Raw genomic sequence first — 16,988 nt, 5'->3', positions numbered from 1 at the left:
TTGAAGGCTTGCCGCTCTTTTTGATAGGACTTGATAACAACAGTATCAAGTATTGGGCGATTGACAACATATACCAGATATAGTAATATGGGTGTGCACTGTTTTACGAAAGGGAAATCATATATATTGTATATGCAGCGTTGATTTTTAGGTAAATATACACTATATCATGGGAGGTATGCACATGTTGGAAGTCATCAAGCGCAACGGGCAGAGAGCGCCCTTTGACCGCAATAAAATCGTCGCGGCTATAGAAAAAGCCATGAACAGCAGCAGCGGCATTTATGAAGAGGGCCAGGCGGAGAAAATCGCCAGGGAGATTGAAGCCTATGCCTCGACCATGCACAAGGATATGACCATATATGCCATTGAAGATCAGGTGTATTACCGCCTGATTCAATACAACAATCCGGCGACGGCCCGGGCCTATGAAAATTACAAAGCCATTCAGGCCTTCAAGCGCCAGACCAATACGACTGATTCGGATGTCTTCGGCCTGCTGAACAATACCAATCTCGAGGTCCTTGATGAAAATTCCAATAAAAATGGCCACGTCGTGTCGACGCAGCGCGATTTGATCGCCGGCGAGGTGTCCAAGGATATTGCCCGCCGCAAGCTCATTCCGGCCGATATCGTCCAGGCTCATGACAGCGGGGCCATTCATTTCCACGACATGGATTACATCATCCAACCTATGTTCAACTGCTGCCTCATCAATCTGGAAGACATGCTGGCCAACGGCACGGTCATCAACGGCAAGAAAATCGACACGCCGAAATCGTTTCAGGTAGCCTGTACGGTGACGACGCAGATCATTGCCCAGGTAGCCAGCGGTCAGTACGGAGGCCAGTCCATCAACGGCATCGACCGCATTTTGGCTCCTTACGTCCGCAAATCCTTCAATAAATACATGGAAGCCGTCGTAGAAGAGCAGAAGGAAGTTTACGGCATCGAGCCGGATATGGAAAAGGCTGAAGAAATAGCCTGGAAGCGGACGAAAAAGGAAATTAAGGACGGTATCCAGACGATTCAGTACCAGATTAATACGCTCATGACCACGAACGGCCAGGCTCCCTTCGTCACCTTGTTCATGTATTTCCAGCCTGACTACGAATACGCGAAGGAAGCGGCCCTCATCGACGAGGAACTGTTGCGCCAGCGCATTCAGGGCATCAAAAACGAGGCCAACGTCTACGTCACGCCGGCCTTTCCGAAATTGATATACGTATTGGACGAGCACAACGTCCGCAAGGGCAGCCCTTATTTCTATCTGACCGAGCTGGCTGCCGAATGCACCGCTAAGCGCATGTATCCCGACTATATTTCGGCTAAGAAGATGCGCGAAACCTACGAAGGCAACGTGTTCAGCCCCATGGGCTGTCGCTCTTTTCTGAGCCCCTGGAAAGACGAAAACGGCAAGTATAAATTTGACGGCCGCTTCAACATGGGCGTCGTGTCGATTAACCTGCCGCAAATCGGCATTCTGGCCGACGGCGACGAAGACAAGTTTTTCCAGATTCTCCATAAGCGGCTGGAGCTTTGCAAAAAGGCCCTGCTGCTGCGCGTAGAGCTGCTCAAAAAGATCACGTCTGACGTGTCGCCCGTCCACTGGCAGTACGGAGCCATCGCACGCCTCAAGCCGGGCGAGTCGATTGAGAAATTTATGTACGGCGGCTATGCGACCTTATCCCTGGGATATATCGGCATATATGAAGCGACGCTTCTCACGAAGGGCTGCTCCCATACGGCTCCGGAAGGGAAGCGGTTTGCCCACCGCATCATGGACGAATTCAACGCCCACATCAAGCGGTGGAAGGAAGAAACGAACATCGGCTTCGCCCTGTACGGCACGCCGGCGGAAAACCTGACGAACCGTTTCTGCAAAATCGATACGGCCCGTTTCGGCGTCATTAAGGACGTGACCGACAAGGGGTACTATACGAACAGCTACCACGTCGACGTCCGCGAGCCTATCAACGTCTTCGACAAATTTGCATTTGAAGCGGAATTTGAAGATAAATCGACAGGGGGCTGCATCAGCTATGCGGAAATCCCGAACATGGCCCATAATATTCCTGCCGTCCTGACGATGATCCAATATATTTACGACCGTATTACTTACGCCGAGTTCAACACGAAGCTGGATTACTGCCACGAATGTGGCTTTGACGGGGAAATCGTCCTCAACGGCGACAACGAGTGGGAATGCCCGCGCTGCCATAACAGGGATCGCTCCAAGCTGACGGTTATCCGGCGGACCTGCGGTTATTTGGGAGAAAATTTCTGGAACGAAGGGCGAACGCAGGAAATTAAGAACCGCGTCCTGCATATCTAGGAGGCCGGGTCATGAGATATGGACAAATCAGGCAGTACGACATCGCTAACGGTCCGGGCATACGGGCGACCGTATTTGTGACGGGCTGCAGCCGGCACTGCGTCAACTGCTTCAATGAAGAATATCAGGATTTTAACGCCGGCAGCGAATGGACGGCGGCTGAAACAGAACGGCTCATATCCTATCTGCAGGACGATACGAACAGCGGGCTGACCCTTCTCGGCGGAGAGCCGATGGAAAATGCCGAAGACCTGCTGGAGCTGGTGCAGGTCGTTCGCCGTGCCGTGCCGGAAAAAAGCATCTGGGTATATTCGGGATTTTTGTACGAAGAAATCCTGGCCCAGCCGGCTCGGAAAGCTCTGCTGGAGGCCTGCGATGTCCTCGTCGACGGCCCCTTCGTCGACGCCCTGAAGGACCCGGGATTGTATTTCCGCGGCTCATCGAACCAGCGGGTTATCGACGTGGCGAAAAGCCGCGAGGCCGGAAAGGCCGTGCTTCTTTGGCCGGATGGGAGATAAGGTCCGGGACAGGGGACGTAAAATTTGTAAATTTATGTCCTTGCATTTCATGGGGCACTATGCTATACTATCTTAGCATAGGTTTGGTATGATAGATAAGAAAGAGGTGTGAATAGTGAAAGAAGGTATTCATCCGAAGTACGGCACTGCCGTAGTTACGTGCGCTTGCGGCAATACGTTTGAAACCGGTTCGACGAAATCCGAACTGCGCGTTGAAATTTGCTCTAAATGCCATCCGTTCTTTACGGGTCAGCAGCGTGCACAGCAGGCTCGCGGCCGTATCGAACAGTTCAATAAACGTTATGGTAAAAAAGCTAAATAAGAAGTACAAAGTTGGCGGCAGAGCAGCGATGCTCTGCTCTCTTTGTATATGCAGAAATAAATAAGGGGGACAAGCAGTGAAGCAGACGAAGATATATGTAGGCGGACAGGCCGTCATCGAAGGCGTCATGATGCGCGGCCCCGAGTATATTGCCACGGCGGTCCGAACGCCGTCCGGCGAGATTACCGTAAAAAAGGATACGGTCCATTCAATTACGGAGCGGTATCCGATACTGAAAAAGCCCTTCCTGCGCGGCACCGTCGCCCTGTGCGAGTCGCTGGTATACGGCATGAAGAGCTTGTCCTATTCGGCGCAGGCTGCCGGAGAGGAAGACGAACAGATTACCAACACGGAAATGGCTCTGACGATGGCCTTTTCCATCGTATTGGCTATCGTCTTTTTTTTGCTTATCCCGACGTACGCCGTCAAATTTATTCCCGGCATTGAGCACAGCGCCGTGTGGATGAATATTGTAGAAGGCGTGCTGCGGCTGGCTATCTTTTTATTGTATATATGGGGCATATCTCTGACGAAAGATATTCGGCGCGTATTTGAATACCACGGAGCCGAGCACAAGACGATCTGGACCTACGAATCGGGACAGGAGCTGACGGTGGAAAATGTCCGCCGCCACAGCCGCCTTCACCCGCGCTGCGGTACGAATTTCCTGCTCATCGTCATGGTTGTGTCGATTTTCGTATTTGCCTTTTTGGGCTGGCCCAGCCTGCTGGAACGCGTCGCGTCGCGCATCGTCCTCATGCCCGTCGTAGCCGGAATCAGCTATGAAATGATACGGCTGGCCAGCCGGACGGAAAGCCAGCTGCTGCAGACCTTGTTCAAGCCGGGCCTGTGGCTGCAGTATTTGACAACGAGAGAGCCCCACGACGACCAGATTGAAGTTGCTATTCGGGCTCTGGAAGCGGCTAAGCCGGAAGAAAAGAAGGAAGAGCAGGCCGATTTGGACCTTCGCTAGGGGATATACGCATAGGATGGGAGAGAGATACAGGTGTTTATTGATAAAGTGCAGGACGTGGAAAATAAATTCATGGATTTGGAGCAGCGCATCAGCGACCCGTCGGTCATTGCCCGACAGGACGAATGGCAGAAGCTGACAAAGGAACACGCGTCGCTCATGCCGCTGGTAGAAACATTCCGGAAATATAAGGAAGTCGCCAATACCGTCGAGGGAGATAAGGACATCCTGAACGATCCGGACAGCGATGCCGACCTCATCGCCATGGCGAAGGAAGAACTCGGCGAAACGTCTAAGGAATTGGCCGAGCTGGAAGAACAGCTCCATATCCTCATGCTGCCCAAGGACCCGAGGGATGATAAAAACGTCATCATGGAAATCCGCGGCGGCGCCGGCGGCGATGAAGCGGCGCTGTTCGCCGGGGATTTGTTCCGCATGTATATGAAATATATTGAAAAACAGCCCGGCTGGAAGGCGAGCATTATCAGCTCCAACGCTCCGGAGCTGGGCGGCTTTAAGGAAGTCATCTTTTCCGTTGAAGGCTCGGGCGTGTTCGGCAAGCTGAAATACGAATCAGGCGTGCACCGCGTACAGCGCGTGCCGGTGACGGAAGCCGGCGGCCGTATTCACACGTCGACGGCGACTGTCGCCGTCCTGCCGGAAGCAGAAGACGTAGAAGTCGATTTGAACATGGATGACGTCCGCGTCGACTATTTCCGTGCCAGCGGCGCCGGCGGCCAGCACGTCAATAAGACGAGTTCGGCTGTGCGCATGACCCATATTCCGACAGGCATGGTTGTAGAATGCCAGGACGAACGGTCGCAGCTGGAAAACCGGGCCAAGGCGATGCGGGTATTAAAGGCACGGCTGCTGGACCAGGCCCAGCAGGCTGCCGACGCAGAAATTACGGAGGAACGGCGCAGCCAGGTCGGCACAGGCGACCGGAGCGAGCGAATCCGTACCTATAACTTCCCCCAGGGCCGCGTGACAGACCACCGCATTAACCTGACGCTGTATAAGCTGGAAAATATTTTGAACGGCGATATCGACGAATTCATACAGGCTTTGGCTGAAGCCCGCCGGGCCGAGCTCATGAAAGAAGAAAATCATGAGTAAGTTGTGGACTATCGGGAGTCTCCTGCAGTGGACGCAGGAATATTTTGCCCAGAAAGGCGTCGATACGCCCCGTTTGGACGCGGAAATATTGCTGGCTCACGTCCTGCAGAAGGAACGAATTTATTTATATGCCCACTACGACCAGCCCATGAATCCGCCGGAGCTGGCGGCGTACCGGGAAATGGTCAAAAAACGGGCCGGCCGCCTGTCCGTCGCCCATATTTTAGGCACGAAGGCCTTTATGGGACTCGACTTCCGGGTTACGACGGACGTGCTGGTGCCGCGCCCGGAGACAGAAATGCTCGTCGAGACGATGCTGGATGCGGCGAAATCTCAGCCGCCGGCGTCGATATTGGATATCGGCACGGGAAGCGGCGCGATTATCCTGAGCCTTCTTCATTACCTGCCCGAGACGGCAGGTACGGGCGTCGATATTTCTCCCCAGGCGCTGGCTGTCGCTCGTCAAAACGGCGAGGCCCTGGGATTGGCCGACCGCGTGACCTGGGTGGAAAGCGACGTGTGCGCCGCCCTGCCGGAGCAGCGTTTTGATTGGATCGTATCGAATCCGCCGTACTTGACGCGGGACGACATGGAGCGGCTCCAGCCGGAAGTCCGCTACGATCCGCCGCAGGCGCTGTTCGGCGGCGACGACGGGCTCGACGCTTACCGGCGCATTGCGGAGCAATCTCAGGCCTTTCTGCGGCCTGGCGGCTGCTGCGCCGTAGAAATAGGCGTGGGCCAGACGGAAGACGTCGTGCGTATCTTTACGAATACGGGAGCCTACCGTCATAAGAAAACCGTAACTGATTACGGCGGAATAGAACGGGTTATCTTATTTATACGAAAAGAGCAGATGTAGATGAAACAGACAAAACTTGTACACATTACAGACATCGAAAAAGATAAAGCCGTACTGGAAGAAGCGGGGCGCATTATACGTGCCGGAGGGTTGGTCGTGTTTCCGACGGAAACGGTGTACGGCATCGGCGCCAACGGTCTCAATGCCGACGCCTGCCGGAGCATATACGCCGCGAAAGGCCGGCCCAGCGACAATCCGCTGATTTTAACAGTGCCGGATCAGCAGGGGGCGGAAAAGGTGGCGGCCTGCATTACGCCGACGGCGAAAAAGCTGATGGATCGCTTTTGGCCCGGGCCGCTGACGATTATCTTTCCCCGGCAGCCCCAGGTTCCCGACGCGGCTACGGGCGGCTTAGATACAGTCGCCTTGCGCTGCCCGGATCACGACATATGCCGGGCCTTCCTGCGCTGCGCCGACGTTCCCGTTGCCGGCCCGAGTGCCAATTTATCGACCCGTCCCAGTCCGACGACGGCGGAAGAAGTCATGCACGACATGGACGGCCGCGTCGACATGGTTATCGATGGAGGGCCCTGCTGCATCGGCGTCGAATCGACGATCGTCGAATGCGACGGAGAAGATTCCGTTACGATTCTCCGGCCGGGCGGCATTACGATGGACATGCTGAAGGAAGTCGTCACGTACGTGCGTCTGGATACGAACTTAGTGACCGGCCAGGGCGCCCCGAAAGCTCCGGGTATGAAATACCGCCATTACGCTCCGTCGGCTCCGATGACCGTCGTCGTAGGCACGGAAGCAGCCGTAACGGCCAAGTTGAAAGACTTGTATGAAGACGCATTAGCCGATGGAAAAACCGTTGGATTTTTAGTCAGCCAGGAAGTGGGCGCTCATTTCCCGAAAGACGATATGTACATATGGGGCCGGCGAGGCGATAAGGCGGCCCTGGCCAACCAGCTGTATACGGGGCTGTTGTCCTTCGATACGGACAAGGTGGATCTCATTTTAGCGGAAGGCGTCGATGGAGACGGCTTGGGCATGGCGATCATGAACCGCATGAAGAAAGCTGCCGGCGGCAACGTCATCATCTTATAAATTGTATTTCAATCTGTTCATCTTCTCTATTACAGAGTATAATGAATATATACTATATATAACATGTCCGGAGACATAAGGAGGAACGACGATGAAATTAGTACTTGGCGCTGATCACGGCGGCTTTGATTTGAAAGAAAACATCAAGGAATATTTGAACGAACAGGGAATCGAATTTACCGATTATGGTACCCTCACGGGCGAACGGTGCGATTACCCGGAAGTCGCCAAAAAGGTGGCCGAAGCCGTAGCGGACGGTACCTTTGACCGGGGCATCCTGTTCTGCGGTACGGGTATCGGCATCGGCATTGCGGCGAATAAGGTGCACGGCATCCGCGCCGCTTTGTGCCACGACTTGTTCTCGGCGGAATATTGCCGCCGCCACAATGACGCCAATATCCTGACCATGGGCGGCCGGGTCATCGGGCCGGGCGTTGCCAGAGAAATCGTGCGGGTCTTCTTGACGACGGGTTTCGACGGCGGCCGTCATGCCGACCGCGTTGCGATGATTACGGAAATGGACAAATAATTGGGAAGGGAGCCGCAGAGTATGCAGGTACAGGTAATGGATCACCCGCTGATTCAGCACAAGGTGACGCTGATGCGGAAGAAGGAAACCGGTTCTACTGATTTCCGCAATTTGCTGGAAGAAATTACGATGCTCATGGGGTATGAAATTACGCGGGATTTGCCGCTGGAAGATATTGCCATTGAGACTCCTGTCGCGCCGACGACGGGAAAACAGATCAGCGGCAAGAAGCTGGGCATCGTGCCCGTTCTTCGCGCCGGTCTGGGCATGGTGCAGGGCCTGCTCAATTTAATTCCCATGGCCAGAGTTGGTCATATCGGGCTGTACCGGGATCCGGAAACGCTGGAGCCCGTCGAATATTACTGCAAGCTGCCCGATGTGCAGGACCGCGATTTCATCATCGTCGACCCCATGCTGGCTACGGGCGGCAGCGCGTCGGCGGCGATTACCCTGCTGAAGGACAAGGGCGTGCAGAATATTAAGCTCATGTGCCTCGTTGCGGCGCCTCAGGGCGTGCAGCGGGTCAATAAGGATCACCCGGACGTGCGCATTTACGTGGCCGCTCTGGACGATACGCTGAATGAACACGGCTATATCGTTCCCGGCCTCGGCGACGCCGGCGACAGGATTTTCGGCACGAAGTAACAAGAACCATTCTATATTGGATATACGAAACGAAAGGGCTGGATACGGCAGAAGGTATCCAGCCTTTTCTGTATGCAGGAGCCGTGCCGGCTGTCAGCGGACGCAGAATTTTCCGCGGCCGATGTCCTCCAGGCAGTACGGCGTTTCCTGATATACGATATTGAGCCAGTTATGGTAGAACAGATGGGCGTAGCTGCACCAGGTGAAGACCGGGCGGTTCTTGTCGTTGTCCTTGGGATAGTAATGTTTGGGAACGCTGATGGGCAAGCCTTTGTTTTTGTCGCGCAGGTATTCGGTTTCCAGCGTCCGCCGGTCGTATTCGAAGTGACCGAGGACGAAAAAGCGACGATGGTCGGCGGTGCCGATGATGTTGATGCCATTTTCCGGAGAACGGGATAAGATGTCCAGGGCCGGCGTGTTGTACACCTTGATATCGTCGATGGCGGTGTGACGGGATTGGGGAATGAAATACCTGTCGTCGAAGCCGCGCAGGAGGGGATGGCCTTTCTGCGTGAGCTGGTATTCGAAGATGCCAAATAATTTTTCCGGCAGCAGGCGCTTTTCGACGCCGTAATAATGATAGAGAGCCGCCTGTGCGCCCCAGCAGAAATACAAGGTGGAAAAGGCGTGCCCTGCAGACCAGTCCAGATACGTCGTCAGCTCGGGCCAGTAGTCGACGTCTTCGAAGGGAATCTGCTCGACAGGCGCGCCGGTGATGATCAGGCCGTCGTAATAGTTATTCTTAATGTCGTCGAAGGTATAGTAATTTTGCTCCAAATACGACGGGTCTGTATGAACGCTTTCATGGCTCGTCGTGCGGCAGAAATCTACTTCAACCTGGAGGGGCGAATCGCCGAGCAGGCGGAGGAGCTGCAGTTCCGTCGGTTTTTTCAGGGGCATGAGATTGAGGATGAGGATGCGGAGGGGGCGGATATCCTGATGGAGGGCCGAGCCCTTGTCTATGGTAAAAATTCCTTCTTCATGAAGCAGTTCTTTGGCCGACAGGCCGTCTGTAATTTTAATGGGCATATGGCTATCTTCCTTTGCAAGTAAATTTGTCTTTAGTTGGCGGCGGACAGGGCTTGCTCGACATCTGCCAGCAGGTCGTTGACGTTTTCCAGGCCGACGGAGATGCGTACCGTGCCGGGCGTGATGCCGCAGGCACGCTGCGCTTCTTCCGACAGCTGCTGATGCGTCGTCGAAGCCGGATGGACTAGCAGGGATTTGGAATCGCCTACGTTGGCTAAATTGGAAAAAATCTCGGCGTGGTCGATAAAGGCCCGGGCTGCATTATAGCCTCCTGCCAGCTCGAAGGAGAAAATAGAACCCGTTCCTTTGGGGAAATATTTCTGAGCCAGGGCGTAGTACGGCGAGGAGGAAAGGGAGGGATAATTGACCTTGGCGACGGCGGGGTGGCTTTCCAGGTATTCGGCGATTTTTTGGGCGTTGGCAACGTGGCGTTCCATGCGCAGGGACAGCGTTTCCATCCCTTGGAGGAGGAGCCAGGCGTTGAAGGGGCTGATGCAGGCCCCGAGGTCGCGGAGGCTTTTGGCACGAATGCGGGTGACGAAGCCGGCTCCGGGCATATCGGTCGCAAAATTGATGCCGTTGTACGACGGGTCCGGCGATGCGATGTTGGGAAATCTGCCCGACGTCCAGTCGAAGGCGCCGTTTTCGACGATGAGGCCGCCGAGGGTCGTGCCGTGGCCGCCGATGAATTTCGTCGCCGAATGGACGACGATGTCGGCGCCGTGCTCGAAGGGGCGGAATAAATACGGCGTGGCGAAAGTGCTGTCGACGACGAGGGGCAGGCCGTTTCGGTGGGCGATATGGGCCAGGGCTTCGAAGTCGGGAATATTGATGGCCGGATTGCCCAGGCTTTCGATGTACAACGCTTTCGTATGATCCGTAATGAGGGCTTCAAAGGTCGACGGGTCGTCGGCGTCGGCGAAACGGGTCGTAATGCCGAAGCGCTGCAGCGTTTCCGTAAATAATTCGAAGGTGCCGCCGTATAAGGTCGGGGCCGCGATGATTTCGTCGCCTGCGCCGGCAAGGTTCAGTATGGTGTAAGCGATGGCAGCCGAACCGCTGGCGACGGCTAAGGCGGCCGTTCCGCCTTCCAGCGCGGCGATTCTCTTTTCCAGCACGTCCTGCGTCGGATTGGTCAGGCGGCTGTAAATGTAGCCGGGCTTGCGCAGGGCGAAGATGTCCTCGCCGTCCTGGGCGCTGGCGAAGACGTACGACGTCGTCTGATAAATGGGGACGGCCCGGGCTCCCGTCGCAGGATCGGGGATTTGTCCGGCGTGCTGCTGCAATGTTTCAAATTCATAGGTGTCGATAGGGTTCATGATGTGTTCCTCCCGTTGTAAAAAAATTTATGTGACAAGCCGATAGCAGGCAATAAAAAAAGCTCCCGTCCCCAAAGGGACGGAAGCACCGTGATACCACCCAATTTCACCGGACCTTCGCAGGCCCGGCCTCTTCAGGTACGCAGGCCGAAGCCCTGAATACCATAGCACTGTAACGGGTGCGCCCGGGCAGTCTAATGATTCGACTAACCTGCTCGGAGTCCATCTTCCATGAAACGCCCCGGATTCCCTTTCACCACAGCGGGAACTCTCTGTGCCGTTCTTTTTCATGTACTCTTCTCTTCATTGCAATACTATCAAATTGTTGACGCTAAGTTTAGCATTAAATGAGCCGTTTGTCAAATAAATTTTGAAATCATCTCCGGGGCGAACGATAACGAATAAAGGAAAATCAAGACGGACCGCCTATTCTTTCGGCAAATATGATTCCTTGGCAGAGTCTGCGGAGAGCCGGTAAATTTACGAAAAAATCACTTGACAAGGGGTGCCGTAATCTGTAAAATAATTAGGTAAGCTTTTCACTTGGACTCCACTTAGCCCCGGAGAAAGAGCCTTAAAGCTTGGTTAGTTAGTCGTATCAGGGAGGAATCACACAGCATGAAAACTACATTTATGGCTAATGCCGGCAACATCGAACGCAAATGGTTTGTTGTTGACGCTGAAGGCCAGACATTAGGACGTCTTGCTGCCGAAGTAGCCAAAGTTCTTCGGGGAAAACATAAACCTACATTTACCCCGCATGTAGATACAGGCGACTATGTTATCGTAGTCAACGCAGCAAAAGTAAAAGTAACTGGCAAAAAATTGGTTCAGAAAACATATTTCCGTCATTCCGGTTATCCCGGCGGAGCTAAATTCACGCAGCTCGGCCACATGCTCGAAAACCGTCCGGAACGGGTCGTAGAAATGGCTATCCGCGGTATGCTGCCGAAAAACAAATTAGGCGAACAGATGTACCGCAAGCTCAATGTGTACGCTGGTGCAGAACATCCGCATCAGGCTCAGAAACCTGAAGTTCTGAATTTAAACATTCGTTAATCATACCGGGAGGAAGATTTCATGGCAGTAGCACAGTACTACGGCACTGGCCGTAGAAAGACCTCCGTTGCCAGAGTTCGTCTGGTTCCGGGTCAAGGCAAAATCACAGTTAATAAAAAAGATTTGAACGAATATTTCGGCCGTAAAACGCTGGAATTGATCATTAGACAGCCCCTCGTACTGACTGGCGTAACGGAACAGTACGACGTCATTGCTGACGTAAAGGGCGGCGGACCGTCCGGCCAGGCCGGCGCAATCCGTCACGGCATCAGCCGCGCGCTGTTGGAAGTCGACCAGGATTTCCGTCAGTCCTTGAAAAAGGCTGGTCTCCTGACTCGCGATCCTCGTGAAAAAGAACGTCGGAAATACGGCTTGAAGAAAGCCCGCAAGGCTTCTCAGTTCTCCAAACGTTAATCATTTTCATAATAACTACTCTAAAACCTATGCAATCAAAAATGGCGTAACCCATGAGGTGTACGCCATTTTTTTTGTAAAAAGCACCTGCTCCGTCGGTTCTGGAGTTTGTCACTTGCTCCAGCGGTCGTACGTCGCTATTTTTCGATTTAAATACGCCAAGGCTTCCTGCATGGCGCTCATCCGCTCTTTGAGACGGTCCCGTTCGCGGACGAGGATGGCCTTTCTCGCCTCATAGGTCTCGCGGCTGCCCTGGTTGTACAGCTCGATGTACTCCGTCAGGCCTTCGATGGATACGTTGCCCGAACGCATGCATTTAATAAAGGCGATGGTATTGCAGTTTTCCTCTGAATAATTGCGGATGCCGTTTTTATCGCGCGGGACGTTGCGGATCAGGCCGATGCGTTCGTAATACCGCAGCGTGTCCGGCGTAATGTCGTATTGCTCGCTTACTTCTTTGATTTTCATGATAGATTCCCTCCTAGTACCCTTACTATACAGTATGGAGTTTACTATAAGTCAAGAGACGGATGGAAATTCGCTGTCCTTGACGGGGTATGATATACTGAAAAAAATACGATAAGGTGATGCCATGAATAAAACACGTGCCGGTATAAAAAATAAAATCATCGCGGCCCTCGCCGTCGCTTGTGCGGCGTATTTTGTCGCTTTCTGGATGGGGACGGAGAAAGAGGCGACGCTGGAGGCCTATGAAAAAGCAGCGGAAGAAGCCATGATAGCCGATACGGAAATCTTGGCTCATAACGGCCATATCCGCGCCATGGACGGGCAAGATACAGAAATACGAGATTTATATAACGACAAGCCCGTGCTCATCTATTTCTGGATGCCCTGGAGCGACGACAGCAAAGAGGGAATGCCTGTGCTGGAAAATATATACCGAAGGTACGGCGATGATATCCATGTCGTCGCCCTTTCTTTCGGCAGCACGGCAGAAGAAGCCCGCTCCTTTTATTTGCAGCATGCCTATGCCATGCCCTTTTATACGGGCGCCTTGTCTGTCGCCGACGACTATAACGTATATGAAGTCCCGCAGTGCGTCATGATCCGCAAAGGCGGAGCCATTTCCGACAGAGTCGCAGGGCTGCCCGATGAAAGATCGTTGGCTTATATGGTGGAAAGAGGGATGGAACCGTGACGTATTGGGCGAAAGCCTTGGGTTGCGAGTTGCTGCGCTCAGAAGGCTGGTCCGTATTGATATTCCCGTTTGGATTGGCAGAATAGGCCTCGATGGAAATTCCTTTTTGGTGCCTATTCACCATGGTTCCTGCATCGATGGTAGGAAGGGAAAAAAGTTGATGGCAGCGTGAAAAAGTTATAAAATTACTATTGACAAATTCGCTGATTTTGCCGTATAATAAACAAGTCGCATGGAGCGGCACTGTTGAGGGCGGTTAGCTCAGTTGGTTAGAGTATCTCGTTGACATCGAGGGGGTCGATGGTTCGAATCCATTACCGCCCACCACACACGTAAACCTTACTAGTTCATAGTAAGGTTTATTTTTTTTGCCGCACAGCGGCCGGGATGCGCATGTAGGAGCCCTTCGTTTCGGGTTCATCTTTGAAACGTCTTGACAAATATCATATAAACTATTAAAATACGGCTATATACAAGTTTATGTATATTAAAATGCGATGAACAAGACGGCCTGCGTCGGAGGTCTTTACAGCGAACCGGGAAGAGTGTGAGCCCGGGAAAGACGGTATGCAGGCGGATCACTTGGAAGCTTCGGCTGTGAACCAGCCGACGGGTAGCTCCGTTACGGGCATAGAGTGGCTGCACTGCAGTCAATAGGGTGGTACCACGGTGATTACGTCTTCGTCCCTTAGGGATGGAGGCGTTATTTTTTTTACTGAATGAGGAGGAAACACAATGGACTACGGCAAGACCTTACATCTGCCAAAAACGGATTTCCCCATGCGCGGCAATCTGCCGAAACGGGAACCGGACTTTTTAAAATTCTGGCAAGAACACAAGATTTATGAAAAACGGCTGCAGAAGCGCGACGGCGCGCCGAAATTTATTCTGCACGACGGCCCTCCGTATGCAAACGGCAAGCTCCATATCGGCCATGCTTTAAATAAAGTATTAAAGGATATTATTTTAAAATATAAGACGCAGCAGGGCTATTATACGAAGTATATTCCCGGCTGGGATACGCACGGCCTGCCGATTGAACACGCCGTCATTAAGGATACGGGCCTGAACCGCCATGAAATGTCTGCCCTCGATTTGCGGGCGAAATGCCGCGATTATGCCTTGGAACGCGTAGAAGAACAGAAGCAGGACTTCATCCGCTTCGGCGTTCTCGGCGATTGGGATCATCCCTACCTGACGCTTCATAAGCAGGTCGAAGTGGCTCAGATCGGCGTATTCGGCAAAATGGCCAAGAAGGGCTATATTTACAAAGGCCTCAAAACCGTTTACTGGTGCCCGCACTGCGAAACGGCCCTGGCTGAAGCTGAAATCGAATACAAGGACGACAAATCCTTCTCCATCTATGTAAAATTCCAGGCTGTTGACTTGAATTGCCACATGCCGAAGGGTGCCGATCCGGATAAGGTATTCGCCTTGATTTGGACGACGACACCTTGGACGATTCCGGCCAACATGGCCATTTGCGCCAATGAAAACTTTGAATACGTATGGGTCAAAATCGGCGAAGAATACCTGCTCATGGCTAAGGAACTCGTCGAAGCGACGATGAAGGCCGGCAAGGCAGAAGACTACGAAGTATTGCCTGAGGTCATGACGGGCAAGCAGATCGAAGGCCTCGTCTTCCAGCATCCCTTCTACGCAGACCGCAAGGTTCCCGTCCTTCTCGGCGATCACGTTACGCTCGACGCCGGCACAGGCCTCGTTCATACGGCTCCGGACCACGGCCAGGACGACTTCGATGTCTGCATGAAATACGCGTCGTGGGGCGTCAAGCCGATCGGCACTGTCGGATCCAACGGCTGCTATACCGACAAGGTTCCCGATTACGAAGGCAAGTTCGTCTTCGATATGAACGTTCCTATCATCAAACGGTTGGCTGAAATGGGCGCGCTCTTCGCCAAGAGCACCTTCCGCCATCAGTATCCTCATTGCTGGCGCTGCAAGAACCCGATTATCTACCGCGCGACGGAACAGTGGTTCTCCTCGGTTGACGGCTATCGTCAGAAAGCGCTGGAAGCGATTGACCAGGTACAGTGGATTCCCGGCTGGGGCCACGACCGCATTTACAACATGATTCACGACCGCGGCGACTGGTGTATTTCCCGTCAGCGCGTATGGGGCGTTCCGATTCCTATTTTCTACTGCAAGGACTGCGGCGAACACATCATCAACGACGAAACGATCGCTCATTTGCAGACGATGTTTGCCGAAGAAGGCTCCGATACGTGGTGGATGCACGATGAAAAGGAACTGCTGCCCGAAGGCTTTACGTGCCCCCACTGCGGCGGCACCCATTTCCAGAAGGAAAGCGACATCATGGACGTATGGTTCGACAGCGGCTGCACCCATCAGGGCGTTCTCTGCAACGATCCGGAATTGGATTATCCCTGCGAAATGTACCTGGAAGGCTCGGACCAGCATCGCGGCTGGTTTAACTCGTCCCTGCTGACGTCTGTAGCCGTCAACGGCTGCGCTCCGTATAAATCCGTACTGACTCACGGCTTTACCGTCGACGGCGAAGGCCGCAAGATGAGTAAATCCGTCGGCAATACGGTAGCTCCGCAGGAAGTCATCGAACAGTACGGCGCCGACGTCATGCGCCTGTGGGTATCCTCGGCCGACTACCAGGGCGATATCCGCCTGTCCCCGAAGATTTTGAAGCAGCTGTCTGACGTATACCGCAAGATCCGCAACACCTTCCGCTATCTTTTGGGCAACCTCAGCGACTTCAATCCGGAAACGGACGCCGTCGCTTATGCCGATATGACCGAACTCGATAAATGGGCTCTTATGCGTCTGGAACAAGTATATGAAACGGTTACGGAAGCCTATGAAAACTACCAGTTCCACGTCATGTACCATGCGATTCACAACTTCTGCACCGTCGACTTGAGCGCTATGTACCTCGACGTCATCAAAGATCGCCTGTACACGGAAAAGGCCGACTCGCAGGTCCGCCGCAGCGCCCAGACGGCAATGTACCAGATTCTCGATACGCTGGTCAAGATCATTTCGCCCGTATTGTCCTTCACGGCAGAAGAAGTTTGGCAGAACATGCCGCAGATTCCCGGCAAGGAAGAAAGCGTTCTTCTGACGGATTGGCCGAAAGCTCATCCGGAATATTTGAACGCCGATTTGGAAGCTCGCTGGAATACGCTACTGTCGTACCGCCGCGATTTGACGCGTATCCTTGAAGGCGCTCGTCAGGATAAGAAGATCGGCCATGCCCTGGACGCTGCCGTTGCGATTTACGCTTCCGGCGAAGACTACGACTTCCTCAGCCAGTGGAAAGACCAGCTGGCGACGCTGCTCATCGTCAGCGAAGTTTCCTTGCTGAACGAAGCGGCCCCGGCTGAAGCCGTTTCCGGCGAAGACCATGGCGATATGAAGGTCGTCGTCGCTCCGTCGACTCATGAAAAATGCGAACGCTGCTGGATTCACAGTGAAACCGTCGGCGCTGATGCCGAACATCCGACGCTGTGCGCACGCTGCGTTTCCGTCTTGAAATAAGTAACATATTCTATTCGTATGCATCCCGTCTGCTCTTTCGTCAGGCGGGATGTTTTTTGTTATTGAAGGGAAGGCTGCAGGCTATCGGCGTTGCGAGTATGCTGCGATGTACCGCAAAAAAGCCCTCCCC

General features: G+C 53.5%; 16 protein-coding genes, 1 tRNA gene and 1 other annotated feature. Of the genes, 14 read left to right on the top strand and 3 right to left on the bottom strand.

Features of this window, described 5'->3' with window-relative positions; genetic code table 11:
- Positions 1-184 precede the first annotated feature (184 nt).
- The 9 genes from nrdD (at position 185) to upp (ending at position 8,347) form a co-directional block, all read left to right on the top strand.
- On the top strand, positions 185-2,335 hold the full coding sequence (gene nrdD / locus DKB62_RS03135; protein WP_107196426.1) for an anaerobic ribonucleoside-triphosphate reductase: 2,151 nt from the start codon (positions 185-187) through the stop codon (positions 2,333-2,335).
- 11 nt (positions 2,336-2,346) lie between these two features.
- Positions 2,347-2,853: an anaerobic ribonucleoside-triphosphate reductase activating protein gene (gene nrdG, locus DKB62_RS03130; RefSeq protein WP_107196427.1), complete on the top strand. Its 507-nt coding sequence runs from the start codon at positions 2,347-2,349 to the stop codon at positions 2,851-2,853.
- A gap of 115 nt (positions 2,854-2,968) precedes the next feature.
- A complete protein-coding gene (gene rpmE, locus DKB62_RS03125) occupies positions 2,969-3,175 on the top strand; it encodes a 50S ribosomal protein L31 (RefSeq protein ID WP_087477995.1) in 207 nt (68 codons plus the stop codon).
- 127 nt (positions 3,176-3,302) lie between these two features.
- Positions 3,303-4,148: a DUF1385 domain-containing protein gene (locus DKB62_RS03120; RefSeq protein WP_198643533.1), complete on the top strand. Its 846-nt coding sequence runs from the start codon at positions 3,303-3,305 to the stop codon at positions 4,146-4,148.
- 33 nt (positions 4,149-4,181) lie between these two features.
- Complete coding sequence (gene prfA / locus DKB62_RS03115; protein ID WP_162860285.1) at positions 4,182-5,264, top strand: peptide chain release factor 1; 1,083 nt, start codon at positions 4,182-4,184, stop codon at positions 5,262-5,264.
- A complete protein-coding gene (prmC, locus tag DKB62_RS03110) occupies positions 5,257-6,123 on the top strand; it encodes a peptide chain release factor N(5)-glutamine methyltransferase (protein WP_107196430.1) in 867 nt (288 codons plus the stop codon). The genes prfA and prmC overlap by 8 nt, the downstream gene beginning before the upstream one ends.
- Positions 6,124-7,173 carry an L-threonylcarbamoyladenylate synthase gene (locus DKB62_RS03105; RefSeq protein ID WP_107196431.1) on the top strand — a complete coding sequence of 350 codons (1,050 nt, stop codon included), beginning with the start codon at positions 6,124-6,126 and terminating at the stop codon, positions 7,171-7,173. It abuts the gene before it with no gap.
- Positions 7,174-7,264: 91 nt separating this feature from the next.
- Positions 7,265-7,702, top strand: coding sequence for a ribose 5-phosphate isomerase B (gene rpiB / locus DKB62_RS03100; RefSeq protein WP_087477999.1), 438 nt, complete (start codon positions 7,265-7,267; stop codon positions 7,700-7,702).
- A 21-nt stretch (positions 7,703-7,723) separates the two neighbouring features.
- Complete coding sequence (gene upp / locus DKB62_RS03095) at positions 7,724-8,347, top strand: uracil phosphoribosyltransferase (RefSeq protein ID WP_107196432.1); 624 nt, start codon at positions 7,724-7,726, stop codon at positions 8,345-8,347.
- 93 nt (positions 8,348-8,440) lie between these two features.
- Here upp and DKB62_RS03090 read toward each other — a convergent pair whose 3' ends face one another.
- Positions 8,441-9,376, bottom strand: a complete 936-nt coding sequence (locus tag DKB62_RS03090; RefSeq protein ID WP_107196433.1) for a homoserine O-succinyltransferase — start codon at positions 9,374-9,376, stop codon at positions 8,441-8,443.
- Positions 9,377-9,408: 32 nt separating this feature from the next.
- Complete coding sequence (locus tag DKB62_RS03085; protein ID WP_107196434.1) at positions 9,409-10,695, bottom strand: O-acetylhomoserine aminocarboxypropyltransferase/cysteine synthase family protein; 1,287 nt, start codon at positions 10,693-10,695, stop codon at positions 9,409-9,411.
- A gap of 72 nt (positions 10,696-10,767) precedes the next feature.
- Positions 10,768-11,011: a binding site (T-box leader), on the bottom strand.
- Between the two features lie 302 nt (positions 11,012-11,313).
- Between DKB62_RS03085 and rplM the strand changes: the two genes are divergently transcribed.
- Both rplM and rpsI read left to right on the top strand, forming a co-directional pair.
- Positions 11,314-11,754, top strand: coding sequence for a 50S ribosomal protein L13 (gene rplM / locus DKB62_RS03080; protein ID WP_087478003.1), 441 nt, complete (start codon positions 11,314-11,316; stop codon positions 11,752-11,754).
- Between the two features lie 21 nt (positions 11,755-11,775).
- A complete protein-coding gene (gene rpsI / locus DKB62_RS03075) occupies positions 11,776-12,168 on the top strand; it encodes a 30S ribosomal protein S9 (protein WP_087478004.1) in 393 nt (130 codons plus the stop codon).
- 111 nt (positions 12,169-12,279) lie between these two features.
- Here rpsI and DKB62_RS03070 read toward each other — a convergent pair whose 3' ends face one another.
- Positions 12,280-12,636: a MerR family transcriptional regulator gene (locus DKB62_RS03070; RefSeq protein WP_087478005.1), complete on the bottom strand. Its 357-nt coding sequence runs from the start codon at positions 12,634-12,636 to the stop codon at positions 12,280-12,282.
- A 124-nt stretch (positions 12,637-12,760) separates the two neighbouring features.
- On the opposite strand from DKB62_RS03070, the gene DKB62_RS03065 reads away from it, so the two are divergent.
- From DKB62_RS03065 to ileS, 3 genes are all read left to right on the top strand, one after another.
- Positions 12,761-13,327 (top strand): TlpA family protein disulfide reductase, encoded by a 567-nt coding sequence (locus DKB62_RS03065; RefSeq protein ID WP_095629528.1) that lies wholly within the window; start codon positions 12,761-12,763, stop codon positions 13,325-13,327.
- Positions 13,328-13,577: 250 nt separating this feature from the next.
- Positions 13,578-13,654 (top strand) — tRNA-Val (locus tag DKB62_RS03060).
- 408 nt (positions 13,655-14,062) lie between these two features.
- Positions 14,063-16,858, top strand: a complete 2,796-nt coding sequence (ileS, locus tag DKB62_RS03055; protein WP_107196435.1) for an isoleucine--tRNA ligase — start codon at positions 14,063-14,065, stop codon at positions 16,856-16,858.
- Positions 16,859-16,988: the final 130 nt, after the last annotated feature.

Origin of the sequence: Megasphaera stantonii, assembly GCF_003367905.1 — a bacterium.
Lineage (GTDB): Bacteria > Bacillota > Negativicutes > Veillonellales > Megasphaeraceae > Megasphaera > Megasphaera stantonii.
Note: the sequence above shows the minus strand (reverse complement) of the source record. Positions and strands in the feature narration are given on the sequence as shown.